This is a genomic window from Sphingomonas vulcanisoli, assembly GCF_011761305.1.
In the GTDB taxonomy this organism is placed as follows: domain Bacteria; phylum Pseudomonadota; class Alphaproteobacteria; order Sphingomonadales; family Sphingomonadaceae; genus Sphingomonas_I; species Sphingomonas_I vulcanisoli.
This window is the reverse complement of record NZ_JAAOZC010000002.1, coordinates 137,254-160,408: the sequence shown is the minus strand read 5'-3', so window position 1 is coordinate 160,408 and position 23,155 is coordinate 137,254. Positions and strand designations below refer to the sequence as shown.

The window sequence follows — 23,155 nt, the reverse complement described above, 5'->3', positions numbered from 1 at the left end:
GCTTCCCGCAAGGGCTGGCTGCCGTAGCTCAGTGGTAGAGCGCATCCTTGGTAAGGCTGAGGTCGTGAGTTCAATCCTCACCGGCAGCACCATTTGTCCGTCCTTTCGATGAGGTCTGCCCTTCATGGGCAACCCGCTTTCCGGCCTAGGCGCCGCTTGTAACGCGCTTGATTCCTGAGCTTACCCCCCAGTATAGCGATTACGATCAAGAATTGAGGGGTTCTTGGGCCAGCCTGGGGCACGTCCCGTATCCCGCTAACGCGGGCGACTACGGGAGCTATCGGCCTCTGCCGCGGCCCGGCTTCTCTGGTAGCAAAGGACGAGCGCGTGGCGGCAGTGTTTGAGGAGGCGAAAGCCAAGGTCGCGGCCCTCTTTTCGTCCGAAGGCGCCACCACGAACCACGGGGGCCTGCTCGCCTGGGTCGAACAGATCGCCGCGCTGACCAAGCCTGATGCGATTCGCTGGTGCGATGGGTCTGATGGCGAATGGGACGAACTTTCCCGGCAGCTCGTCGAGGGCGGCACGCTGACCCCGCTCGATCCCGCCAAGCGCCCCAACAGCTTCTATGCCCGCTCCGATCCCCGCGATGTCGCGCGCGTCGAAAGCCGCACCTTCATCTGCTCGGAAGAAGAGAAGGATGCCGGTCCGACCAACAACTGGCGCGCGCCGGCCGAGATGCGCGAGACGCTCAATCCGCTGTTCGACGGCTGCATGCGCGGCCGCACCATGTATGTCGTGCCCTATTGCATGGGCCCGATCGGTTCGGACAAGTCGGCGATCGGCGTCGAGCTGACCGACAGCGCCTATGTCGTCCTCTCGATGAAGCTGATGACGCGCATGGGCAAGCAGGCGCTCGATATGCTGGGCGATGACGGCTTCTTCGTCCGCTGCGTCCACACGGTCGGCGTGCCGCTGGTCGACGGCGCCAAGGACGTGCCGTGGCCATGCCAGGAAGATAAATATATCGTCCATTATCCCGAGACGCGGGAGATCTGGTCCTATGGATCAGGCTATGGTGGCAACGCGCTGCTCGGCAAGAAATGCTTCGCGCTGCGCATCGCCAGCGTGATGGCGCGCGACGAGGGTTGGCTTGCCGAGCATATGCTGATCCTCAAGCTGACATCGCCCGAGAAGAAAACGCATTATATCGCCGCCGCTTTCCCGAGCGCGTGCGGCAAGACCAATATGGCGATGCTGGAGCCGACGATTCCCGGCTGGAAGGCCGAGACGATCGGCGACGACATCGCCTGGATGCGCTTCGGCAAGGACGGCCGTCTTTATGCGGTGAACCCTGAAGCGGGCTTCTTCGGCGTGGCGCCGGGCACCGGAATCGCGACTAACAAGAATGCGATCGATTCGCTTTACGCCAACGCCATCTTCACCAACACCGCGCTGACCACCGATGGCGACGTCTGGTGGGAGGGAATGACCGACACCCCGCCCGCGAATCTGATCGATTGGCGCGGCCAGGCCTGGACCCCCGAGAGCGGCGCGCCCGCCGCGCACCCCAACGCGCGCTTCACCGTGCCCGCCGATCAGTGCCCGGCGATCGCCTCCGAGTGGGACGATCCGGCCGGCGTGCCGATCTCGGCGATCCTGTTTGGCGGCCGCCGCGCCACGGCGGTGCCGCTGGTGACGGAGAGCTTCAACTGGCAGCATGGCGTCTATCTCGCCGCCAATATCGCATCGGAAACCACAGCGGCAGCGGAGGCCAAGGCGGGCCAGTTGCGCCGCGATCCCTTCGCGATGCTGCCCTTCTGCGGCTACAACATGGCCGATTATTTCGAGCATTGGCTGCGCCTCGGCAAAGCGGCGGACAGCGATGGCGGCCAGTTGCCCAAGATTTACCTGGTCAACTGGTTCCGCAAGGGCGCCAACGGCAAATTCCTGTGGCCGGGCTATGGCGATAATATCCGCGTGCTCAAGTGGATCGTCGCGCGGTGCGAGGGCGAAGCCGATGCCGTGGACAGCCCGGTCGGCCGCCTGCCGACGCCGGGTGCGCTGGACGTATCGGGTCTCACGATCTCCGTTGAGGCGATGGCCGAATTGCTCCGCGTCGATCCATCGGTGTGGCGCGAGGAAGCCAAGGCCAGCGCGGCGGATTTCGATAAATTGGGCAAGGTGCCCGCAGCACTGCTTGCCGAGCAGCAAGCGCTCGAGCAGCGTCTGGCGGGCTGATTGGCACCGGCAAGTGATCGGCTCGTCTTCCGGGCCTGTTTTGTTGAACATTATCGCATTGAAATGCGTGCGCGTGCGCGCTTAGACTGAACGCGGGAAGATCAAGGGCTTGCGGCAGAGGCGCGTCGGCAGGCTTGGGAGAAGCGACTTGCAGCCTGTGCTGCGGGGGATGCGAGAGCTGCGCAGTGTAGGCGGTTTCGGGCTGCTTTTGCTGGCGCTCGGGCTGCTCGTTCCCGCCGCATCGCTTATTGGCAGGGTGATTGACGCGCCCTTGCTCTATCGGCTGGGCACGCCGTGGTCTATTTGGCCCATGGCTGCCGCCGCCAATCTCGCGCTTGGTATCGGGCAGGCTCTCATCCTCGCTGGACAGCGGCGGGCGGGCAGCTGGACGTTGGCCCTGCCCATCATGATCGGCCTGCTCACGCTCCTTGAATATGCGCTTGGCCGATCGATCGGCATCGATACCTTATTGTTCGGATCTTCCCTTGAGCAACTGGGCCTGCCGACAGTCGGCCGGATCACGTTCCTGTCGACGCTTGCGCTGATTGCGACGGCGGCGGCGACGTTGATCGCGGTGCATGGCGACCGGCGGCGGGAGATCCTCGTCTTCCTGCTGTGCGCCATCGTCATGGGCTTCGGCTGGCTATCGGCAGGATTGTTGATGGCGGGGTTCGGGCCGGAGGTGGCGGGGCAGTCGATCCGGCTGACCTGCTCGCCGCCCGGCGCGATCACGATGGTTTGCCTCGCCTGCCTCCCGTTGGTCTATCGTTCAAAGACCGATCCCGCCGGCCTGTTCGGACCGGGCAAGCCGAGCTTCGATGCCATCATCATCGGCCTGCCGATTCTGATGATTCTGCCGGCGGGGCTGGTGCCGCTGGAACATGCCCTGGCGGTCGACGGGTTGGCGACGACCTTCACCGCTTATGTGCTGGCACTTACCGCCGAACTGGCGGTCGGGCTCTGCCTGATCGGCATTGGCGTCACACGCATCGCGCGCAGCCACGCGGCGCTCGAGGAAAGCGATGCGCGGCTGGACCATGCGTTGGAGGCGCACCGTATCGGTCTGTTCGATTGGCAATTGGCGGGCGATCAATTGCGCTGGAGCCCGGGCGCGGAGGAGCGGATCGCTATCGCCCCGGGCACTATCACCGATTTGAAAAGCTGGATGGATCTGATTGTACCCGAAGATGCCGAAAAGGTGATGGCTGCCATCGCCGATGCCGCCGAAAACAGGCGCGACCGGTATACTTTTACGTATCGAATGAATTGCAAGGACGGCGAGCAGCGGACGTTTGAGGGATCGGCGCGTACATTCTTCGATTCCAGCGGCGCGCTCGTGCGTGTCACCGGCGTCAACATCGATGTGACGGAGCGTGTCCGGCGCGAAGCCGATATCGCGCGGCGGGAGGCGCAATGGCTATCAATGCTGCGCACCGTGCCCGATGCGATGGTCATCTTCGATCGGGAGGGCATTGTTCGCAGTTTCAGCAGCGCCGCCGAACGCCTGTTCGGCTTTTCCGCTGAAGAGATCGTCGGCCGAAGCGCCTTGACGCTGTTGCCCGAGACCGATGCGCAGGTCGCGGCGGCGCAGATCGCGCTGGGCATTGCGCCCGGCGGGATGCGCACGTCGGCAGCCGACCAGGTCTTCACAGCGCAGCGCAAGGACGGCAGCCAGTTCCCCGCCGAATATAGTTTCGGTGAGGTGATGGTGGATGGCCGCCCATGGTTCACCGTCTTTGTCCGCGACATTTCCGCGCGCCAGCAGGCCGATCGTCAGTTCGCCGCGCTCCAGCAGGACTATGCTCATAGTGCCCGGCTCAACGCAGTGGGCGAGCTTGCCTCGGGTCTGGCGCATGAGCTCAATCAGCCGCTCGCCGCTGGCGCCAATTTCCTTGGTACGGCCGAGTTGCTTCTGGAAGATGTCGAGGGTGCCGAGGCGGTTGGTGAGATGATCGCCTCGGCCAACGCCCAGATGATCCGCGCCGGCGAGATCATCCGGCGCCTGCGTGATTTCATCGCCAAGACCGATGCCGATATGCGGGTCGAACCCTTGGAGGACGTGCTGCGCGAAGCGGTGGCGCTGGCGCTGGTCGGCGCCCGCCAGCAGCAGATCGAGGTCGACTATCGGTTGGATCCGCGCGCGCAGATGATCCTGGCCGATCGCATCCAAATCCAGCAGGTCGTGGTCAATCTGGTACGCAATGCCGCGCAGGCGCTGCGGCTCGTCCCCCGCGAGCGGCGCAGGATCGTCATCGCCGCCCGGCCGATCGATGAAGAGATGCTGGAAGTGCGCATCATCGATCAGGGCCGTGGCCTGTCGCCGGAAATCCTCGAACGTTTGTTCGCGCCTTTCCGATCGACCAAAAGCGGCGAGGGGCTGGGGATCGGGCTATCGATCTGTCGCCGCATCATCGAAGCGCACGGCGGCACGCTGAGCGCCGCCAATCTGCCGGAAGGCGGCGCCCAAATGTCGTTCACGCTGCCGCGCATAGTGGAAGATCAGGGAGCAGGAGACGTATGCGTTACATCTATGTCGTAGACGATGATGGCCCGATGCGAGCGTCGCTCCGCAGCCTGCTTTCGACGAGGAAGAATACGCTGGTGCGCGGCTTCGAATCGGGAGACGCCTTCCTGGCTGATGTGGCCGAGCTGGAGCCGGGCGTGGTCCTGCTGGACGTCAATATGCCAGGCCGATCGGGGCTGGAGGTTTTGCGCGAACTGAAGAGCGAAGGATCGCGGTTCGTGCCGATCGTGATCACCGGGCAGGGCAATGTCGCGATGGCGGTCCATGCCATGAAGCATGGCGCTCTCGATTTCGTCGAAAAGCCTTATGGTCACCGTGACCTGCTCGAGATCGTCGACACTGCTTTCATCCACCTCGAACAATCGGCCGAGATCGCCGAGCGTGAGAAAGGCGCCAAGGACAAGATTGGCAAGCTTTCGGCGCGCGAATTGGATGTGCTGATGGGGCTCATCGCGGGGCGGCCCAACAAGGTCATCGCTTATGAGCTCGAGATTTCGCCTCGCACCGTGGAAATCTACCGCGCCAATTTGATGACCAAGCTCAAGGTCCGCAGCCTTTCGGAAGCGCTGCGGATTGCTTTTGCCGCCGGCCTGATCTCCGACGAGTAAGCACTGGTTCGGCGGATCAGGAAAGACGCCGCTTTAACAACGCCAGATTCTGCACCGCAAGGGCGCAAAGGCAGGGCAGGATCAATGCCGCGCTGGGCAACAGGATGCCGTGGTAGACGGAGCGCGTTGCGGCGAGTGCGCTGGCGATGACCAGCCCCGCGACGACCCATGCGCCGATCCGCCGCCGCGAAAAATAGGCCGCCACCGCGCCGCCGAACAACGCGCCTAAACACCAGCCCAGGATCAGCATCAGCTTGCCGAGCAACGGCACATCATATTGCAGCATTACGCCCTGATTGGCAGCGCTGTACGGATCGAACCCTTCCGGCAGCGGCAACAGCGCGCCGCTGACCGATTCGACCAGCCATTGGACCGCGAAGGCGACGAATGTGCCGAGCAGGATGCCGGGGATAATCCGGCGCAATGAGACGCGCTCAGGCGTGCCAATGCGGATGCGCGGCATGCCAGGCTTTCACGGCATCCATCGTGCCCGTGATGTGACCCGTCGGGTCCATCGCCGAATAGCTGAAGATGATCTTGCCATCGGGCGCGATCACATAAGACGTACGGTTGGAGATGCTCGGCTTCACCGGCAATACGACATCATAAGCAGAGATCGTCGCTGCAGTGGCCGATCCCACCGCGAATTTGCTGCGGCATTCCTGCACCGAGAATTTGTTGAGCGTGTCGATCGGATCGGCCGACATGCCGATCACCGTCGCGCCCAATTTCTTGAAATCGTCGGTCGCCTCGGCGAAGCCGTGCGCCTCGATCGTGCACCCCTTGGTGAAGGCCGCGGGATAGAAATACAGCACCACCGGCCCCTTCCTGAGCGCCTCCTTCAACGAAAAGGCGAAGGGCTTGCCGTCGAGGCTCGCTTGCGTCGTGATGTCGGGGGCCTTGGCGCCCACCTCCAGCGCAGCGAGTGCGGGCGTGGCGAGCGCGGTAAGAGCCAAGAGACTGGCGGCGAGACGGATCATCTTTGGCTCCTGCACTGTAGATATTCCGATCTTACCCGTTGACGGACGCCAAGGCCAGCGGCGCGCGATCCTTTGGTTCTTAACGCTCGGGAAACCATGTTCGATCATGGATGGCGGCATTCGCACCCCGAGGCCATGATGCAAGACCAGATCCGACCCTATGAGCTGCCCGGCCTGCTCGATCGTCTGCCGGCGGGGATCACGACGTTATCGCTCGATTGCTTCGATACTCTGCTGTGGCGCGCGGTGAACTGCCCGCGTGACGTCTTCGCCGAGATCGATCTGCCTGGCGGCGCGGTGGAGCAGCGCAGCTGGGCGGAGCGGTCGGCGGCGGCACGCGCCTATTCGTCCGAAAAGCGCGCTGAAATCCACCTCAGCGAAGTCTATCGCCGCCTGCATCCTCGCGCCGACGAGACGCGCGTGGCGGAAGCGGTTGCCGCCGAGCTTGCCCTGGAGGCACGGCATTGCTTCGCGTTCGCGCCCACCGTCCAGCTCATTCGCGCCGCCAAGGTGCGCGGCCTTCGCGTCATCTTGGTGAGCGATATGTACATGCACGAAGGCGAGCTGCGCGCTCTTCTCGCGGCGGCGGCGGGCCCGGAGCTGCTCGGCTGGATCGATCATGTGTTTGTCTCGTGTGATCATAAGGTCGGCAAGGGCGGTGGCCTGTTCGATATCGTCCTGCAGACACTCGGCCTGCAACCGCAGGAGATCCTCCACCTCGGCGACAATCGTCGCGCCGATTATCTTGCGCCGCAGAAAGCGGGCATTTTCGCTTATCAATTGCTCCAGTTCGATGAGGACGCAGAGCAAAGGCTGCGGCTGGAAGCGGCGGCGGCGATGATGATCGATCCCGCTGCGCGCGTTCGGCGCCCGGTGATGCAGCTCCACCGCGCGACGATCGCGCTGCGGTCGACAAAAGATCCCGCTCATGCGCTGGGTCACGATGTCCTCGGCCCGGCTTTCCATGCCTTCGCGCGCTGGACCAAGGCGGAGCTGGATGCGCTTTCGGGAAAGCTTGGTCGGCCCGTGAAGCCGCTGTTCATGCTCCGGGATGGCTATCTGCCGCACCTATGTTTCGATGCGCTCTATCCGGAGGCTGGCGCCAAAACGGTGGAGATCAGCCGCTTCGTCGCCGCGCGCGCCGGTCTCATCGATATGGCGGCGCTGGAAGAGCATGTCGCCGAATGGATTGATCGCGTGCCTTTGCCCGCGCTCGGCAAGCAGCTTTTGCTCGGGCACCATGAGATGGCGCGCTTCCTCAAGCTCCGCGAGAAGGAGCAGCGCCCCGCTTTCCGCAAGGCCGTGCTGGGCCATGAACTGTCACGCAAAATCCTCCAGCGTGCCGCCAATTTCGGCACCAAGCTCGAGGCGCATCTCCGCGCTGCCGGTGTCGAGCAGGGCGACGCCGTGATGCTCGTCGATCTCGGCTATAACGGGTCGGTCCAGAACATGGTCGCGCCTGTCCTCGAACAGCGCATGCGGCTGACGGTCGCGGGCCGTTACCTGCTGCTGCGCGAAGAGCAATTTTCGGGTCTCGACAAGGCCGGCATGATCGCCGCCGAGGGGTATGACAACCGCACGCTTCACGCGCTGACCACCTGCGTCGGCATGGTCGAACAATTGTGCACGGTCGCGCAAGGCTCGACGGTCGATTATGCCGTGGACGGCACGCCGGTGCGCGAAGCTTCGGACCTCAAGGCCGGGCAGAACGCCACGCGCGATCGCATCCAGGCGGGTTGCGTCGCCTTCGTCCGTGCCGAAGGCAAGGCCTTCCACCGCGCGCCGGCATCCGACGACCTGGCGGCGCGCGTTTCCGCCGCCACCGCGGCCCTCGCACGGCTGATGTTCCTGCCCACCGCCGCTGAAGTCGCGCTATTCGCCGCGTTTGAGCATGACGTGAATCTCGGCACCGGCAAGCTGATCCGCCTGCTGGACAATGACGAGGCGGCGCGCGGCCTGCGGCACGGTGGGGTCGCGGCGATCAACAGCGTTGCGCGCATGCACGTTCCGGCCGAGCTTCAGGCGCACGGCCTGCCGCTCAATCTCTCGCTGTTCACCACGATGCGGCTTGGTCTCGATCTACGCGCGCATGATTTCGCCAGCGGCGGCGTCGAGGTGCCGGTGATTGTTGCCAGCGCACACGATCAGGCGCGGCTGACGCTCACCGCGCTGCCGACGATCGAGGGCTATTACCGCCTCGTCGTGCCGGTTGGTATCGGGCGCTATACGATCGCCGCGCAACTCGGGCAGATCGCCGAATGCGTGCAGATCGAGGATGCGCATTTCTTGGCCGTGGAGGAGATGGACGCCGCCGAAGCGCCCGATCGCATTGCCGCGCAGACCGTGGCCGATGGCATGACCATGCTGGCACCTGATCTTTACGCCACCGGGCCCACGGGACTGGTGATCGTGCCCCCACCCCCCGTTCCGGCCGAAAATAATCTCGCGCTGGTGCTGATCTTCCGCCCAGTCCGGTGGCGGAAGGGCGACGCGGCGGCAGAAAGGCTTGCCGCCTGATTAGGCGATGAAAGCTTCCATCGCCTCGATGACCTTTGCCGTATCATAGGGCTTTGGAAAGAATAGCGCGCGCTCCGGCAGCGTTTCGGCGCTCGGAAAATTATGCCCCGATGTCAGGATGATCTCGATCGGGGGCCAGCGATCGTGAACGCAGGCGGCGAGCTTCATTCCGTCAAGGCTGCCCGGCATATCGATATCGGTGAAAACGATCCGGATATCAGTCCGCGCTTCCAGGATGCGCACCGCGGCATCCGCGCTCTCGGTCTCGATCGTGTCGAAACCTGCCTCCTCGATAAAATCGATCGCCAGCATCCGCAAAAGCGGGTCATCCTCCACGATGAGGACGATAGCCTTCGAAGGCGAAAACTCCTCTCTTGCCATAGCTTAGGCGCCGTTCTTCCGATGCAGGGTCGGATCGCGATTAACCGCAATCTTAATCCAGGCTAAACCGGGCAGACGCCCACCCGTTCCCGTCGAAGCGCCCCCGCAACGAGGTTTCGCACCGAACGTGCGACTTTTGTGTCGCTGGGTGGCTTCGGGCCGGATCGGCGATCCGGTCCGAAGGTACAGATCAGGCCGCGAGTTTGCGGAGCACGTAGGGCAGGATGCCGCCGTTGAGGAAATAGTCGAGCTCGTTGACCGTATCGATCCGGCAGCGCGCCTCGAACGTCAGCTCCTCGCCGTTGGCGCGCTTGATCTTGACCGTCACCATCTGGCGCGGACGCAGGCCCGCGACATTCTCGATCGTCACCAGCTCGCTGCCGTCGAGACCGAGCGTCTTGCGATCGGTGCCGTCCTGAAACTGCAGCGGAAGCACGCCCATCCCGACGAGATTGGAGCGATGGATACGCTCAAAGCTTTCGGCGATCACCGCGCGGACCCCGAGCAAGGTCGTCCCCTTCGCCGCCCAATCGCGGGAGGAGCCGGTGCCATATTCCTTGCCCGCGAAGATCACGAGCGGGGTGCCGTCCGCCTTATACTTCTGCGCGGCATCGTAGATCGCCTCGACGTCGCCGGTGGGGACATATTTGGTCATGCCGCCTTCGATACCGGGGACCATTTCGTTCTTGATGCGGATATTGGCGAAGGTGCCGCGCATCATCACTTCATGGTTGCCGCGGCGGGCGCCGTAGCTGTTGAAGTCGGTCTTGGAGACCTGATGCTCGTTGAGATAGCGGCCTGCGGGGCTATCGACCTTGATCGATCCGGCGGGGCTGATGTGATCGGTGGTGATGGAATCGCCGAGGATCGCCAGCGGGCGGGCTTCGATGATGTCCTGCACCGGCGCCGGGGTCATCGTCATGCCCTCGAAGTAGGGCGGGTTCTGCACGTATGTTGATCCCGGGTTCCACGTGTAGGTGGCGGACCCCTCGACATTGATGCCGCGCCACTTGCGATCGCCCTCGAAGACGTTGGCGTAGCGGGTGCGGTACATATCGCTATCGATCACCGCCGAGATCGTGTCCGAAACCTCCTTGGTCGTCGGCCAGATGTCCTTGAGGTAGACCTTCTTGCCATCGGTGCCCTCACCGATCGGCTCGGTAGTGATATCCTCGCGCACCGTGCCCTTGAGCGCATAGGCGACCACCAGCGGCGGCGAAGCGAGGAAGTTGGCGCGCAGATCGGGCGATACGCGCCCTTCGAAATTGCGGTTGCCAGAAAGCACCGAGGCCGCAACCAGATCATTGTCGGCGATCGATTTGCTGATCGCCGGCGCCAGCGGCCCCGAATTGCCGATGCAGGTCATGCAGCCATAACCGGTCAGGTTGAAGCCGATGCTGTTGAGATCGTCGGTCAGCTTGGCCTTGTCGAGATAATCGGTGACGACCTGCGATCCCGGCGAAAGCGAGGTCTTCACCCAGGGCTTGGACGTCAGCCCCAGCGCCCGCGCCTTGCGCGCCACCAGACCCGCGGCGACCAGCACCGAAGGATTGGAGGTGTTGGTGCAGCTGGTGATCGCCGCGATCATCACATCGCCATGGCCGATCTGATAATCCATGCCCTCGACATCCACGCGGACATCGTTGGCGCCGCTCTTCTTGTAGCCGGTGGCCAGTTCGGTGTTGAAATTCTCGTCCATGTTGGAGAGCAGCACGCGGTCCTGCGGGCGCTTCGGGCCGGCCAGGCTCGGCTGCACCGTCGTCATGTCCAGCACCAGCGTATCGGTGAACACCGGATCGGGAAGCGTGGGATCGCGCCACAGGCCCTGCGCCTTGGCATAGGCCTCGACCAGCTCGATCTGCCAATCCTCGCGCCCGGTCAGGCGCAGATAGTTGATCGTCGCGCCATCGACGGGGAAGAAGCCGCAAGTCGCGCCATATTCGGGCGCCATGTTGGCGATCGTCGCGCGATCGGCGAGGCTTAGCGCATCGAGGCCCGGCCCGTAAAACTCCACAAACCGCCCGACCACGCCCTTGGCGCGCAGCATCTGCGTGACGGTCAGCACGAGATCGGTGGCGGTGATGCCCTCGGAAAGCACGCCGGTCAGCTTGAAGCCGACAACCTCGGGGATCAGCATCGAAACCGGCTGGCCGAGCATCGCCGCCTCCGCCTCGATCCCGCCGACGCCCCAGCCAAGCACGCCCAAACCGTTGACCATCGTCGTGTGGCTGTCCGTGCCGACGCAGGTATCGGGATAGGCGACTTCGACGCCATCCACGCCCGCCGAAGTCCAAACCGTCTGCGCAAGATTTTCGAGGTTCACCTGGTGGCAGATGCCCGTGCCCGGCGGAACCACCTTGAAATTATCGAGCGCCTTCGATCCCCAGCGCAGGAACTCGTAGCGCTCCATATTGCGCGCATATTCGATCTCGGTATTCTGCTCGAAGGCCTTGGGTGTGCCGAACTCATCGACCATCACCGAATGATCGATGACGAGGTGGACGGGCACCAGCGGATTGATCTTGGCGGTATCGCCGCCCAGCGCCGTCATCGCATCGCGCATTGCCGCCAGATCGACCACGCAGGGCACGCCGGTGAAATCCTGCATCAGCACGCGCGCCGGGCGATACTGGATCTCGCGTTCGCTGGTACGCTCGGTCAGCCATTCGACCATCGCCTTCAGATCATCGACCGTGACGGTGCTGCCATCCTCGAACCGGAGGAGATTTTCGAGCAGCACCTTCATCGAAAACGGCAGCCGGGAAATATCGCCGAGCGTCTCCGCCGCCTTGGGCAGCGAATAATAAGCGACGGTCTTGCCGCCGACTGTGAGTGTGGAACGGGTGGCGAGCGTATCCTGGCCGACGGCGGTCATGGTGGGGCGGGCTCCTTATTGGGGCGCGTCACGCGGGCGCGCGAGAGATTTGCGGGCGCCTTAGCAAGGGGGTGGGGGTGGGGGAAGGGCTACAAGGTCTCGATTGCCAAGCCGTTACCGGCGGGCGGATTGCCAGCGCATTTTCTCGTCATTCCCTAGAACGCGGCGAAACCATTCTATGTGCCACTCCGCGGGAGTAGCAACCGTGGCGGCAATGGATCCCGCCCTCGCGGGGATGACATCGCGACCTACGAAGGATCCGGCATCGACAACCAATCAGCGATCCGGCGAACGACCAGATTGGTACTCGTCATCCAACGAATGGCGTCGTCCGATGCGCCGCTTATCCAAGCCGGCGACGGCTCACCCGCCCCGGCGACTTTTCGGGCTCCAAAAGAAACGGGGCCAATCCTTACCGGATCGAGCCCCACCCGTTATCCATCAGCGGAACCGATCAGGCGATCGCGTGGCTGAAATCGCGCTTGGTGCGGCGGAGCGCGGTGCCCAGTACGCCGAAGCCCAGCACCATCATGCCCCAGCTCGCCGGCTCGGGGATGGCGGAGAGCACATTCGCCGCGTTGGCGCCGTAGACAACCTGCGTCTGGTTGCCGGTGCTGCGTACCAGCGCGACTTGGACGCCCGAACTATTTGTCCAATAGCCGCTTTTGACATTGCTCAGCAGCTGCGCCGCATCGGCCAGCGAGGTCGCGCTGATATTGTCGACGTTGCTGACGTTGGAAACGTAGAACGAGCCCTTGCCGCTCGTCGTGCCGTCCACGCTGTAGACGTTGGTCGTCTCTGCAACGATTTCCCACACCGCGAGCTGCGCGGCGGCCGAACGCTCGGCGGCGCTGCCCGTGGACGAGGAGGCCACGCCCGAATTGCTGCCCGTGGTGATGTAGGAATCGATGTTGGCAAGCAGGTTGGTCAGCTGCGTGTTCTGCGTGGTGCTCAGGCCCAGGGAGCTGAGCGTGTCGCCCGTGAAGGTGGCCGGTGCGTTGAGCCAATCATAGAGATCGACGCAGAAGCTGTCGTACGAAAAGGACTGGCCGCTCGACGTGGTGCCGGTGAGCAGGATGCGGCCGATCGCGGCATCCTCGGTCAGAGCACTCTTCGTCGAGGTCGCGTCGGCATGTACGGTGCCGTTCAGCGAACCGGCGCTGCCGATGTTGGCGGTGTTGACGGTATAGGTCAGCGCGTTGGCCTGCGTTGCCCCCAGCATCAGCCCGACGCCGAGCCGCAGCCCGACGAATTTCTTTAAGAAACGAACCCCCATCTTAACGCTGCCCCCCAGCTGCGACTTTTACGCAATACGCTTACTGTTGCGATGCGGCATACGCCAACGCCGTCTAGATTCAATATAATTGATCGTTAACGCGCCGCGAATTAACAGTTTTTGACGGGGATTCGCTCGATTAGACAGCCGCAACGGCCGCCGTTAACCATGTCGGCCGCACCCAATCATCGCCATCCCGCAGCGAATCGACTCGGCGACGATCCACCGAAAGCCCGAGATCGGGATAGAGCATGGGCTTGTCCGTGCCCGCATCTGAAGGCGCTTTCACCACGACCAGCCGCCGCGAAACCGTGCTGCGCCAGTTCATTCGGGCGGTATTCTCCTGGCCGACATAACAGCCCTTGGTGAAGCTGACGCCGCCCAGCTCGGCGGCATTGGCTTCCAGCCAGAGCGTCGTCTCCCGCCCGAGCTCGGCCACCCCCTCGGTCACGCCGAGCGCGAGGCGGTGCGCCCGCCATGCCGCCGAGGCATTGCCCGCGTCCGGCGGCGCGATCCAGCGGCGGCCGAGTTCGGGCAGGCGCGGATCGGGGACGCCTTCCGGGCCTTCCGCCGACCAATGCACCGCCAGCGCGGGTTCGGGCGCGATGGTGATCGCGCGGCGCAGGCGATAGAGCGTCAGCCGCCGCGCCAGTGCCTCGGCCTGCTCCGCTTCGCAATCGATCAAGAGATCGTCGCCGTCGGCCCAGATCAGGAAATCGAACAGCGCCTTGCCCTGCGCATTGAGCAGCCCCGCCCAGACGGGGAGGGGGCCGGTCACGTCATTGGTGACGAGCCCCTGGAGGAACCCGCGCGGGTCTTCGCCCGAAAGGCGGAGGACGGCGCGATCGGCAAGGGTGGTGGCGGGCATGAAGCGGAGGTAGGGAGCCTCGCGCCACTTTTCACCCGTTGGTGCTTAAGCGGCGTTCGTTCTGGCAATGAGAGCAGATGCATGACTTCGCAGATAGTGATCCGTCGCCCGGACGATTGGCATGTCCATCTTCGCGATGGCGAGATGCTGAACGCGGTCGCCGGATATACGGCGCGCCAGTTCGCCCGCGCCATCGTGATGCCGAACCTGACGCCGCCCGTCGTCACCGTCGCGGCTGCAGCAGCATATCGCGCGCGGATCATGGCAGCGTTGCCGGCGGACACGCGCTTTACCCCCCTGATGACCTGCTATCTGACGGACGATGCCGATGCCGCGGAGATCGCGCGCGGCTATGGACAGGGCGTCTTTGCGGCCTGTAAGCTTTACCCGGCCCATGCCACGACCAACTCCGCGCACGGTGTGACCGAAGTCCGCACGCTCGTGCGCGTGCTGGAGGTGATGCAGCGCATTGGCATGCCCCTGCTGATCCACGGCGAGGTGACCGATGCGCACGTCGACATCTTCGATCGCGAGGCCGTTTTTATCGAGCGCGTCCTCACGCCGCTGGTGGAGGATTTTCCGGAACTCAAGATTGTCCTGGAGCATATCACGACAAGCGAAGCGGTCGACTTCGTCTCGGGCAGCGGCGCGGGGATCGCCGCGACGATCACGCCGCAGCATTGCGTCATCAACCGTAACGCGATTTTCGACGGTGGCATTCGACCGCATTTTTATTGCCTGCCCGTGGCCAAGCGCGAGCACCACCGTCTCGCGGTTCGCAAGGCGGCTGTGTCGGGCTCGCCCAAATTCTTTCTCGGCACCGACAGCGCGCCGCATGCCATCGGCCGCAAGGAGGCAGCCTGCGGATGCGCAGGGATTTTCAATGCGCCATTCGCCCTGGAAAGCTACGCGCAAATCTTCGACGAGGAAGGCGCGCTCGATCGCCTCGAAGGGTTCGCATCTGAACATGGTGCGAATTTCTACGGTCTGCCTCTGAACGACGGTACGGTGACGCTGACGCGCGAGGCCGTCGCGGTTCCGGCGACGATCACCGCAGGCGATGGTAAACTCGTGCCCTTTCACGCCGACGAAACACTCCCGTGGCGGTTTGTCGGCTAGAAGCCCTCTCCGCAAACGTGCTCCGGCCTTCGCGGAGTATGCAGGAGCCGTGCTGTTAAGCTTCGTTCGACCGGGATGACGTGGACGTTTTCGGCGGCTAAAGACGCGCCATGAGCGATACACCTCCCGATCGGCTTTCGACCGACCCCCGCAGCGATTTCTATGACGCGGACGCGCTGGCGCGCGGCGTCGGCATCAAATTCAAGGGCGCCGAGAAGACCAATATCGAGGAATATTGCGTGTCCGAGGGCTGGGTGAAAATGGCGGTCGGCACGTCGCGCGATCGCAAGGGCAATCCGATGACGATGAAGCTCTCCGGCCCGGTCGAGCCGTATTTCAAGGACGCCCCTGCCGAGGACGTGGAACAGGCCGAATAGACACTCGTTTCGCTTTCGTCGCACCGGCGACCGGAGAGAGGAAAATATCATGGGCAAGGGACTGATCCTATGGATGCTGGGTGTCCCCGGCATCGTCGTCATCGGGCTGCTGGTGACGCACGTCATCTGACGTGAGCGACCCCGATCACTGGAGCGGCTCGCCCGAAACCGAAGCCGAACTGACCGGGGCCGCCATGCGCCGCCGTCCGCGTGCGCAAGCTCTGGAGCTGGGCGGGCGGACGCTGAGCCCTGCCACCTTGATGATGGGGCACGGCTATGATCCCGCGCTTTCCGAAGGCGCGCTGAAGCCGCCCATCTTCCTGACATCGACCTTCGTTTTCGAAAATGCCGCCGCGGGCAAACGTTTCTTCGAAGGCGTCACCGGCAAGAGACCGGGCGGCGGCGATGGCCTGGTCTATTCGCGCTTCAACGGGCCCAATCAGGAGATCCTCGAGGATCGGCTCGGCATCTGGGAAGGCGCGGAAGAGGCGCTGACCTTTTCCAGCGGCATGGCGGCGATCGCCACGGTGCTGCTGGCGCTGGTCCATCCCGGTGACGTCATCGTCCATTCGGCTCCGCTCTATGCCGCCACCGAGACTTTGATCGGGCGTATCCTCGGGCGCTTTGGGGTCAAATGGCTCGATTTCCCGGCGGGTGCGACCCGCGAGGAGATCGATGCGGTGCTGGAGCGTGCCAAGGGCATGGGCCGCGTCGCGCTGATCTACCTCGAAAGCCCCGCCAACCCGACCAATCAGCTCGTCGATATCGAGGCAGTGGCGGCAGCGCGCGATGCGCTGGCCAGCGAGAGCAAAGTGCCGATCGTGATCGACAACACCTTCCTCGGGCCGCTGTGGCAGCTGCCGCTCAAGCATGGCGCCGATCTGGTGATCTACAGCCTCACCAAATATGCCGGCGGACATAGTGATCTCGTCGCAGGCAGTGTCGTCGGCGCCAAGGCGATCGTCGATCCGATCCGGGCGATGCGCAACACGATCGGCACGATCACCGATCCGCATTCGGCGTGGATGCTGCTGCGCAGCCTGGAGACGCTGGAGCTGCGGATGAGCCGCGCGGGCGAGAATGCGGTCAAGGTCTGTGAGTTTCTGCGCGGCAACGCCAAGGTGGAGCAGGTCGGTTATCTCGGGTTCCTGGAGCCCGGCAGCCGTCAGGCCGATATCTACAAGCGCCACTGCACCGGCGCGGGATCGACCTTCTCGCTGTATCTCAAGGGCGGCGAGCGCGAGGCCTTCGCCTTTCTCGATGCGCTCAAGATCGCCAAGCTGGCGGTCAGCCTCGGCGGCACCGAGACGTTGGCCTCGGCGCCCGCGGCGATGACGCATCTCTCGGTGCCCGACGATCGCAAGGCGGCGCTGGGCATCACTGACAATCTGGTGCGCATTTCGGTCGGCGTCGAAAATGCCGACGATCTCATCGCGGATTTCGATCAGGCGCTGGCCGCTGTTTAGCCGGTTTCGAGCATTTATCCGCCCATGCTGAGCTTGTCGAAGCACTGTCCTTCTTCTGCGATGTTGCGATGAAGAAGGACGGCCCTTCGACAAGCTCAGGGTAAACGGGGAACGGGGTGTTCAGTTTTGCGAGGCGTTCAGCGCCGGGATCGGCCCCGGCCCCTGTGCCAAGCCGATGATATCGATCGCCCCATCCCGCCAGCGGCGCACCTCGTGGCGGTCGCGGCCCAGTTCTTCCAGGAACATATCGCCCGGATCATAGGTCTCCGCGCCGAGGCGGAGCAGCCAGATCGTCGGGACGGCGCGGGTGGCGGGCTCCTGCGCGATTGCGTGCAGCCGCGCGCGGGGGAGGGTGATGACGCCGCGGCTGCCGGTCGGATGCCAGCCCCCCACATCCGGCGCGGGCATATCGGTCGGGATCGGGCGGACGGGCCAGGCGAGATGCCGGTCACGGAGAGCATAGCGTAGCGGTAGCGCGCCTTCGTTGGGATAGGCGTATATCTGGTCGCCCGGCTGGAACCGTTTCTTCAGCCAATCCACCGTGCCGTACCAATCCTGCATCGGCCCATCGGCGCGCGCCTGCGCATCCACCGCCGCCATGTTCGCCGTCAGCATCAGCGCCGCGCCGATCGCGATCCAGGCACGGGGGCGGCGCCAGGCCGATGCGCCGATCGCCAGCAGGATCAATGTCGGCACCGCAACCGGCGTCATCGTCCGGGTAATGAACACCGGCGCGATCGTGGCGCTGATCCCCACCGAAAGGATCACGGGCACCAGCGCCAGGATCAGCAGCACGGCCAGCAGCCGCCGCCCGCGCGGCACCCTCCACAAGGCAAGCCCACCCATGATTGCCAGTAGTGCGGCGGCGATCGCCTGCCAGCCGGGCACCGCGTACAGCACCAGCAGATACTCATGGAGGTGCGCCCAGCTGAAAGTAAGCCACGTCGATTTCACCCAGGTCGGCGCCTGATCGAGCACGATCAGGAACGCGGGCGCGTAGCCGACAAGCAGCAGCAGATGGCCGCCGATCAGCCAGCCCCAATCGCTCAAGCGCAGATCGCGCCGCACCACCGCCGCCAATAGCGCCAGCCCCAGTGCCATCGCCCATAAGGGCCCGAGGTTGTGCAGCCAGAGCAATGCCTCGGCGACGATGAGATAGGCGGCGTAGGCGCGCCCGATCAGCGGCGCCTTCCACCGGGATCGTTCGGCCAGCGCCACCAATGCGCGCACCGCCACCGCATAGAGCAGGATCATCAGCGGATAGGGCCGCACCTCGCGCGTCATCGCGACCAGCGGGATCGAGAGACAGGCGAGCCCGAACGCCGCGAGCGCGAGCCTTCGCCGCCGCGCCACCGGCCAATCGAGCCAGCGGGCGCAGGCGAGCGCCGCCCAGGTCACCGCCGGCGGCGTCAGCAGCCCGGCGATCAGGCCGAGCGAGCGGAGCGCGATCAGGCTATCGCCGAACGGCCGCGTCCACGCCCAGAGCAAGGTGTAATAGAATGGCGGGTGCGTTTCGTAATTCGGTACGACATGCCACAGGAAGGCGAGGCCCTTGCTGGCGGCATAAGCGCTATAGGCCTCGTCCAGCCACAGCGGCTCGCTGAACAGGTCCCAGCAGCGCGCGACGATTCCGGCGATCGCCAGCACCGCCGCTGCTCCGAGAATTACGCGCCGTTCCCGCATGGGGCGAGCGTAGGCGCGATCCATGCGGGAGGGAATGTCAGCCGGCGTAGGCTGGGTAATCGGTATAGCCTTCCGCACCCTGGCTGTAGAACAGCTGCGGCCTGGGCGGGTTCAGCGGCAGGCGGCGGCGGATGCGTTCCGGCAGATCGGGATTGGCGAGAAAGGTGCGCCCGAAGGCGATCGCGTCCGCCGCGCCTGATGCCACCGCCGCCTCGCCATCCTCGGCATGGTAATCGGAATTGAGCACCAGCGCGCCCGAGAAGTTGGCGCGGATCACGGGATGGACGGGATGGGTATCGGGCGGCGCGAAGAAGCTGCCGGGGCGGGGCTCGCGCAGCTCCAGCCAGGCAATGCCCGCTTCGTCCAAGACCTTGGCGGCGACAGCGAACAAGGCGTGCGGATCGCTGTCGTTGACGCCCTGCACGCTGCCGTTGGGTGAGAGGCGGATGCCGACGCGATCCTTGCCGATCGTCTCGGCCAGCCGCTGCGCCACTTGGCCGAGCAGTCGCACGCGATTCTCGATCGATCCGCCATAGGAATCGGTCCGCAGGTTGACGCCGTCGCGCAGGAATTGATCGATCAGATAGCCGTTGGCTGCATGGAGCTGGATGCCGTCGAAGCCTGCCTCCAGCGCATTATCGGCGGCGCGGGCGAAATCATCGAGCAGACCCGGGATCTCGCCGATGCTCAACGGTCGCGCGGGGGCATAGGGCTTGGTGCCGCTATAGGTGCGGACATGGCCCGGCGCGGTGGTCGCCGAGGAGGAGACCGGCGCCGCGCCGCCGAGGAAATCGGGATGGACCAGCCGGCCCATGTGCCAGAGCTGCGCCGCGATCCGCCCGCCGGCGGCATGGACCGCCGCCGTGATCGGCTTCCACGCCGCCACCTGCTCGGCCGACCAGAGGCCCGGCGCATAGGCCCAGCCCAGCCCCTGCTGGCTGATCCCGGTCGCTTCGGTGATGATCAGGCCCGCGCTGGCACGCTGGACATAATAATCCTGCATCAAGGGCGTCGGCACATGGCCTTTGGTGCTGCGCCCGCGGGTCAGTGGCGCCATCAGGATGCGGTTGGGGGCATGGATCGCGCCGAGGCGGATGGGATCGCGCAGGCTGGGCATAAACACTCCTTGAAGTCAGCCATCGATATAGGCGGGGGCATCGCTGCCGGCACCGGACGGCGACTAAAGAATGTCTTGGCCGGTAGACATCAGCATTTTGGTGCCACAGAGCGGATCCATGTCCGTGCCTGCCGCGCCCCAACTTGCCGCGACCCTGTTGCTGGTGCGCGACGATCCCTTTGAAGTGCTGATGATCCGCCGCCGGGCGGGAGACAGCTTCGGCTCCGCGCTGGTTTTTCCGGGCGGCGTGGTGGACCCAGGGGATTGGGAGGAGGAATGGATCGGGCGGCTGGCGGGAGGCGAGGGCCTGCCCGCCGAGCAACGCGCACTGCGGATCGCGGCGATCCGCGAAACCTATGAGGAAGCCGGGGTGATCGCCGCCGCGCAGGGTCCCGTGGCGTGCGCGATCGGGATGGGCTTCGGCGATGCGCTGGGAGCGGCGCTTCTGAAGCTCGATGCCCTGGTGCCGTTCGGCCACTGGATCACGCCGGTGATCGTGGCGCGCCGGTTCGATACGCACTTCTTTCTCTGTGCCGTGTCGCGCGATGTGGAGGCGGCTTGCGATGGCGTCGAGGCGATCGCGCTGGAATGGGCGAGGCCCGCCGATCTGCTGGCGCGCGCCGAAGCGGGAGAGCAAAGCCTGCTGTTTCCGACACGGATGAACCTTGCGCGATTGGCCGAAAGCCGCTCGGCCGCCGAGGCGCTGGAGGCGGCGCGCCGTCGCCCGATCGTGCCGGTCCTGGTCGAGATCGAACGGCGGGCGGATGGAATCCTGCACCGTCTGCCGCCCGACGCGGGTTACGCGCTGAGCGAGTTTTTCACGCCACACTGAGCCCCGGCTCAGGCGAGCTCCACCGCCATCGCCGTCGCTTCGCCGCCGCCGATGCAGAGCGAGGCGACGCCCTTCTTGAGGCCGCGCGTCTTCAGCGCCGCGACCAAAGTGGCAATGATCCGCGCGCCCGACGCGCCGATCGGATGACCGAGCGCGGTGGCGCCGCCGTTGACGTTCATCTTGTCGCGCGGGATGCCCAGCTCCTGCATCGCGATCATCGTCACCGCGGCGAAGGCCTCGTTGACCTCGAACAGATCGACATCGTCGATGCTCCAGCCCGCCTTTTCCAGCACCTTCCGGATCGCCGGAACGGGCGCGGTGGTGAACAGGCGCGGTTCGTGGCTGTGCGCGGCGGTGGCAACGATCCGCGCCTCGATCGGCAGGCCCATCGCCTTGGCGACGCTCTCGCGCGTCAGCACCAGCGCCGCGGCGCCGTCCGAGATCGAGGAGGCGTTGGCGGCGGTGATCGTGCCGTCCTTCTTGAACGCTGGCTTCAGGCCGGGGATCTTGTCGGGCTTGGCGTTGCCCGGCTGCTCGTCAACCGAGACGATCGTGTCCTTGCCGCGCGCCGAGACGGTGACGGGCACCACCTCGCCATCGAACGCGCCATTGGCGATCGCGTCCTGCGCGCGGCTGAGGCTTTCGAGCGCGAACTGATCCTGGGCGTCGCGGGTCAGCTGGTACATTTCGACCGAATCCTCGGCGAATAGGCCCATCGGGGTGCCCGCGTCATAGGCGTCTTCAAGACCATCGAGCATCATCGAATCGTAGATCACGTCATGGCCGATGCGCGCGCCGGAGCGGTGCTTCTTGGTCAGGAACGGGGAATTGGTCATGCTCTCCATGCCCCCCGCGACGATCACATCGGCGGTGCCGGCGGCGAGCGCCTCGCTCGCCATGATCGCGCTTTGCATCCCCGATCCGCACACTTTGTTGACCGTCGTCGCCTGCACCGATTGCGGCAGCCCGGCCTTAAGTGCCGCTTGGCGCGCGGGCGCCTGGCCGAGGCCCGCCGGCAGTACGCAGCCCATGTAGAGCCGATCGATCGCATCGGGCGCGACGCCCGCGCGCTCCACCGCCGCCTTGACCGCGACCGCGCCGAGATCGGTGGCGGTCACGCCTGCCAGCGCGCCCTGGAAGCCGCCCATCGGCGTGCGCGCATAAGAGGAAATCACGACCGGATCGGCGCTAGGCATCGACAAACTCCAAACGGGGAATAATCTATACTGTTGAGTAAGTGGGGTGATCGCGCCTAAACATCAACGTCCCATGTCTGTCCAGACCATCTCCCCCTTCCGCACCCCGGACCAGCGCGAGGCGGAGCGATTCGCCAAGCGGGAAGCCGTGCTCAGCGCGGCGGTGGATCTGTTCAACGAACGCGGCTTCTCCGCCACCTCGCTCGACGATGTCGCGGCGAGCCTCGGCGTCACCAAGCCGGTGATCTACCATTATCTCGGCACCAAGGAGCAGGTGCTGCTCGAATGCCTGACGCGGGGACTCACCGCGCTGGAAGCGGCAGCGCACGAGGCGCAGGCCGATCATCGCGGCGGCGCCGAGCGGCTGCGCGCCTTCCTGATCCGCTATGCCGAGATCAGCATGGCGCCGTTCGGCCGCTGCGTGGTACTGACCGCCGATCATGATCTTTCACCCGAGGCGCTGCTCCAGTTCCGCGCGATGAAGCGGCGGGTGGATGACGCATTGCGCGGCCTGATCGCGCAAGGCGCCGAGGATGGATCGCTGCGCGCCCAGGATCCAGCGCTGGCCGCCGCCGCGCTGGCCGGCGCAATGAACTGGATCCCGCGCTGGCAGGATCCCACCGGCCGCCTCCCCCCCGATCAGGTCGCAGCGCGGCTGGTCGATATCTTGATGGAGGGGATGCTGGTCCGAAGCTGAGGGATCAGCCTTTGGGTTTCTCGTAAGGGATGAAGTCGCCGAGGCTGCAGCTGCCCCTGGGGAAGTGGCTGCTGCTGTCGACGAAGCGGACGATGTCACCCCGGCAGGTCATCCCGTGCGAGACGATCACCGGCACGGTGAACGAATCGAAATGCGCGCAGACCGGGTCCATCCGATTGAGATAGCGCTGGCCGCCGAGCTCATAGAGGATGCCGACGCCCGAGATGTTCTGGCTGCCGGTCCAGCGTTCGGTCGGCGCACAGGTGAACGGCTTGCCGGGAACGAGGCCCTTGGTGAGCTTGGCGAGCTGCGCTTCGCCGGCCTGCACTTCCGCCGCCTGTTGCGCCGCGCGATCGGCGCGACTGGCAAGCGCGGGAGAGAAAGCGATAATGGCGGCGGCGACGATGGCGAACTGTTTCATGGTCAGCAGCTCCTCTGGGCAGAAAACGCGCGGATATTGA

At 64.8% G+C, this 23,155-nt stretch carries 19 protein-coding genes and 1 tRNA gene; 10 read left to right on the top strand and 10 right to left on the bottom strand.

Annotation, left to right across the window (positions count from 1 at the left end; all coding sequences use genetic code 11):
- Positions 1-17: 17 nt before the first annotated feature.
- From FHS31_RS04815 to FHS31_RS04800, 4 genes are all read left to right on the top strand, one after another.
- Positions 18-92: transfer RNA gene (locus tag FHS31_RS04815), tRNA-Thr, on the top strand.
- Positions 93-327: 235 nt separating this feature from the next.
- Positions 328-2,178, top strand: coding sequence for a phosphoenolpyruvate carboxykinase (GTP) (locus FHS31_RS04810; RefSeq protein ID WP_341786287.1), 1,851 nt, complete (start codon positions 328-330; stop codon positions 2,176-2,178).
- 169 nt (positions 2,179-2,347) lie between these two features.
- Entirely contained in the window at positions 2,348-4,717 is a 2,370-nt protein-coding gene (locus tag FHS31_RS04805; RefSeq protein ID WP_167072233.1) for a PAS domain-containing sensor histidine kinase, read from the top strand.
- Positions 4,696-5,310, top strand: a complete 615-nt coding sequence (locus tag FHS31_RS04800; protein WP_167072232.1) for a response regulator transcription factor — start codon at positions 4,696-4,698, stop codon at positions 5,308-5,310. The genes FHS31_RS04805 and FHS31_RS04800 overlap by 22 nt, the downstream gene beginning before the upstream one ends.
- A gap of 16 nt (positions 5,311-5,326) precedes the next feature.
- Here the strand turns inward: FHS31_RS04800 and FHS31_RS04795 are convergent, their stop codons facing one another.
- Positions 5,327-5,773 carry a hypothetical protein gene (locus FHS31_RS04795; protein WP_167072231.1) on the bottom strand — a complete coding sequence of 149 codons (447 nt, stop codon included), beginning with the start codon at positions 5,771-5,773 and terminating at the stop codon, positions 5,327-5,329.
- Positions 5,745-6,290, bottom strand: coding sequence for a peroxiredoxin (locus FHS31_RS04790; RefSeq protein WP_167072230.1), 546 nt, complete (start codon positions 6,288-6,290; stop codon positions 5,745-5,747). Before FHS31_RS04790 ends, FHS31_RS04795 begins: the two co-directional genes overlap by 29 nt.
- Before the next feature lie 135 nt (positions 6,291-6,425).
- Here FHS31_RS04790 and FHS31_RS04785 point away from each other — a divergent pair, with 135 nt between their 5' ends.
- The gene (locus FHS31_RS04785; protein WP_167072229.1) at positions 6,426-8,807 is read left to right on the top strand and encodes an HAD family hydrolase; all 2,382 of its coding nucleotides are present in this window, start codon (positions 6,426-6,428) and stop codon (positions 8,805-8,807) included.
- Here the strand turns inward: FHS31_RS04785 and FHS31_RS04780 are convergent, their stop codons facing one another.
- The 4 genes from FHS31_RS04780 to ygfZ form a co-directional block, all read right to left on the bottom strand.
- Positions 8,808-9,188, bottom strand: coding sequence for a response regulator (locus tag FHS31_RS04780; RefSeq protein WP_167072228.1), 381 nt, complete (start codon positions 9,186-9,188; stop codon positions 8,808-8,810).
- Positions 9,189-9,378: 190 nt separating this feature from the next.
- Positions 9,379-12,063 carry an aconitate hydratase AcnA gene (gene acnA / locus FHS31_RS04775; protein WP_167072227.1) on the bottom strand — a complete coding sequence of 895 codons (2,685 nt, stop codon included), beginning with the start codon at positions 12,061-12,063 and terminating at the stop codon, positions 9,379-9,381.
- A 454-nt stretch (positions 12,064-12,517) separates the two neighbouring features.
- The gene (locus FHS31_RS04770; RefSeq protein ID WP_243843276.1) at positions 12,518-13,339 is read right to left on the bottom strand and encodes a PEPxxWA-CTERM sorting domain-containing protein; all 822 of its coding nucleotides are present in this window, start codon (positions 13,337-13,339) and stop codon (positions 12,518-12,520) included.
- Between the two features lie 139 nt (positions 13,340-13,478).
- Positions 13,479-14,207 (bottom strand): CAF17-like 4Fe-4S cluster assembly/insertion protein YgfZ, encoded by a 729-nt coding sequence (ygfZ, locus tag FHS31_RS04765; protein ID WP_167072226.1) that lies wholly within the window; start codon positions 14,205-14,207, stop codon positions 13,479-13,481.
- A gap of 81 nt (positions 14,208-14,288) precedes the next feature.
- Here ygfZ and pyrC point away from each other — a divergent pair, with 81 nt between their 5' ends.
- The 3 genes from pyrC to FHS31_RS04750 all read left to right on the top strand — a co-directional run bounded on the left by pyrC (position 14,289) and on the right by FHS31_RS04750 (position 17,169).
- Positions 14,289-15,326, top strand: a complete 1,038-nt coding sequence (pyrC, locus tag FHS31_RS04760) for a dihydroorotase (RefSeq protein ID WP_167072225.1) — start codon at positions 14,289-14,291, stop codon at positions 15,324-15,326.
- 110 nt (positions 15,327-15,436) lie between these two features.
- Entirely contained in the window at positions 15,437-15,703 is a 267-nt protein-coding gene (locus tag FHS31_RS04755; protein WP_167072224.1) for a DUF3297 family protein, read from the top strand.
- Positions 15,704-15,897: 194 nt separating this feature from the next.
- Positions 15,898-17,169 carry a cystathionine gamma-synthase family protein gene (locus FHS31_RS04750; protein ID WP_167072568.1) on the top strand — a complete coding sequence of 424 codons (1,272 nt, stop codon included), beginning with the start codon at positions 15,898-15,900 and terminating at the stop codon, positions 17,167-17,169.
- Positions 17,170-17,289: 120 nt separating this feature from the next.
- Here the strand turns inward: FHS31_RS04750 and FHS31_RS04745 are convergent, their stop codons facing one another.
- Both FHS31_RS04745 and FHS31_RS04740 read right to left on the bottom strand, forming a co-directional pair.
- Entirely contained in the window at positions 17,290-18,852 is a 1,563-nt protein-coding gene (locus FHS31_RS04745) for a glycosyltransferase family 39 protein (RefSeq protein ID WP_167072223.1), read from the bottom strand.
- Positions 18,853-18,889: 37 nt separating this feature from the next.
- Complete coding sequence (locus tag FHS31_RS04740) at positions 18,890-19,969, bottom strand: alkene reductase (RefSeq protein WP_167072222.1); 1,080 nt, start codon at positions 19,967-19,969, stop codon at positions 18,890-18,892.
- A gap of 118 nt (positions 19,970-20,087) precedes the next feature.
- Here FHS31_RS04740 and FHS31_RS04735 point away from each other — a divergent pair, with 118 nt between their 5' ends.
- Positions 20,088-20,801, top strand: coding sequence for an NUDIX hydrolase (locus FHS31_RS04735; protein WP_167072221.1), 714 nt, complete (start codon positions 20,088-20,090; stop codon positions 20,799-20,801).
- A gap of 8 nt (positions 20,802-20,809) precedes the next feature.
- On the opposite strand, the gene FHS31_RS04730 is transcribed toward FHS31_RS04735, so the two are convergent.
- Complete coding sequence (locus FHS31_RS04730) at positions 20,810-21,997, bottom strand: thiolase family protein (RefSeq protein ID WP_167072220.1); 1,188 nt, start codon at positions 21,995-21,997, stop codon at positions 20,810-20,812.
- 73 nt (positions 21,998-22,070) lie between these two features.
- Here FHS31_RS04730 and FHS31_RS04725 point away from each other — a divergent pair, with 73 nt between their 5' ends.
- Entirely contained in the window at positions 22,071-22,694 is a 624-nt protein-coding gene (locus tag FHS31_RS04725; RefSeq protein ID WP_167072219.1) for a TetR/AcrR family transcriptional regulator, read from the top strand.
- A 4-nt stretch (positions 22,695-22,698) separates the two neighbouring features.
- Here the strand turns inward: FHS31_RS04725 and FHS31_RS04720 are convergent, their stop codons facing one another.
- On the bottom strand, positions 22,699-23,115 hold the full coding sequence (locus tag FHS31_RS04720; protein WP_167072218.1) for a hypothetical protein: 417 nt from the start codon (positions 23,113-23,115) through the stop codon (positions 22,699-22,701).
- Positions 23,116-23,155 lie beyond the last annotated feature (40 nt).

What these genes read in the sequence shown, in the direction of transcription:
- FHS31_RS04805 (WP_167072233.1), top strand. Translation starts at nt 2,348, where the DNA reads ATGCGAGAGCTGCGCAGTGTAGGCGGTTTCGGGCTGCTTTTGCTGGCG.
- FHS31_RS04800 (WP_167072232.1), top strand. Translation starts at nt 4,696, where the DNA reads ATGCGTTACATCTATGTCGTAGACGATGATGGCCCGATGCGAGCGTCG.
- FHS31_RS04795 (WP_167072231.1), bottom strand. Translation starts at nt 5,773, where the DNA reads ATGCCGCGCATCCGCATTGGCACGCCTGAGCGCGTCTCATTGCGCCGG.
- FHS31_RS04790 (WP_167072230.1), bottom strand. Translation starts at nt 6,290, where the DNA reads ATGATCCGTCTCGCCGCCAGTCTCTTGGCTCTTACCGCGCTCGCCACG.
- FHS31_RS04785 (WP_167072229.1), top strand. Translation starts at nt 6,426, where the DNA reads ATGATGCAAGACCAGATCCGACCCTATGAGCTGCCCGGCCTGCTCGAT.
- FHS31_RS04780 (WP_167072228.1), bottom strand. Translation starts at nt 9,188, where the DNA reads ATGGCAAGAGAGGAGTTTTCGCCTTCGAAGGCTATCGTCCTCATCGTG.
- acnA (WP_167072227.1), bottom strand. Translation starts at nt 12,063, where the DNA reads ATGACCGCCGTCGGCCAGGATACGCTCGCCACCCGTTCCACACTCACA.
- FHS31_RS04770 (WP_243843276.1), bottom strand. Translation starts at nt 13,339, where the DNA reads ATGGGGGTTCGTTTCTTAAAGAAATTCGTCGGGCTGCGGCTCGGCGTC.
- ygfZ (WP_167072226.1), bottom strand. Translation starts at nt 14,207, where the DNA reads ATGCCCGCCACCACCCTTGCCGATCGCGCCGTCCTCCGCCTTTCGGGC.
- pyrC (WP_167072225.1), top strand. Translation starts at nt 14,289, where the DNA reads ATGACTTCGCAGATAGTGATCCGTCGCCCGGACGATTGGCATGTCCAT.
- FHS31_RS04755 (WP_167072224.1), top strand. Translation starts at nt 15,437, where the DNA reads ATGAGCGATACACCTCCCGATCGGCTTTCGACCGACCCCCGCAGCGAT.
- FHS31_RS04750 (WP_167072568.1), top strand. Translation starts at nt 15,898, where the DNA reads ATGCGCCGCCGTCCGCGTGCGCAAGCTCTGGAGCTGGGCGGGCGGACG.
- FHS31_RS04745 (WP_167072223.1), bottom strand. Translation starts at nt 18,852, where the DNA reads ATGCGGGAACGGCGCGTAATTCTCGGAGCAGCGGCGGTGCTGGCGATC.
- FHS31_RS04740 (WP_167072222.1), bottom strand. Translation starts at nt 19,969, where the DNA reads ATGCCCAGCCTGCGCGATCCCATCCGCCTCGGCGCGATCCATGCCCCC.
- FHS31_RS04735 (WP_167072221.1), top strand. Translation starts at nt 20,088, where the DNA reads ATGTCCGTGCCTGCCGCGCCCCAACTTGCCGCGACCCTGTTGCTGGTG.
- FHS31_RS04730 (WP_167072220.1), bottom strand. Translation starts at nt 21,997, where the DNA reads ATGCCTAGCGCCGATCCGGTCGTGATTTCCTCTTATGCGCGCACGCCG.
- FHS31_RS04725 (WP_167072219.1), top strand. Translation starts at nt 22,071, where the DNA reads ATGTCTGTCCAGACCATCTCCCCCTTCCGCACCCCGGACCAGCGCGAG.
- FHS31_RS04720 (WP_167072218.1), bottom strand. Translation starts at nt 23,115, where the DNA reads ATGAAACAGTTCGCCATCGTCGCCGCCGCCATTATCGCTTTCTCTCCC.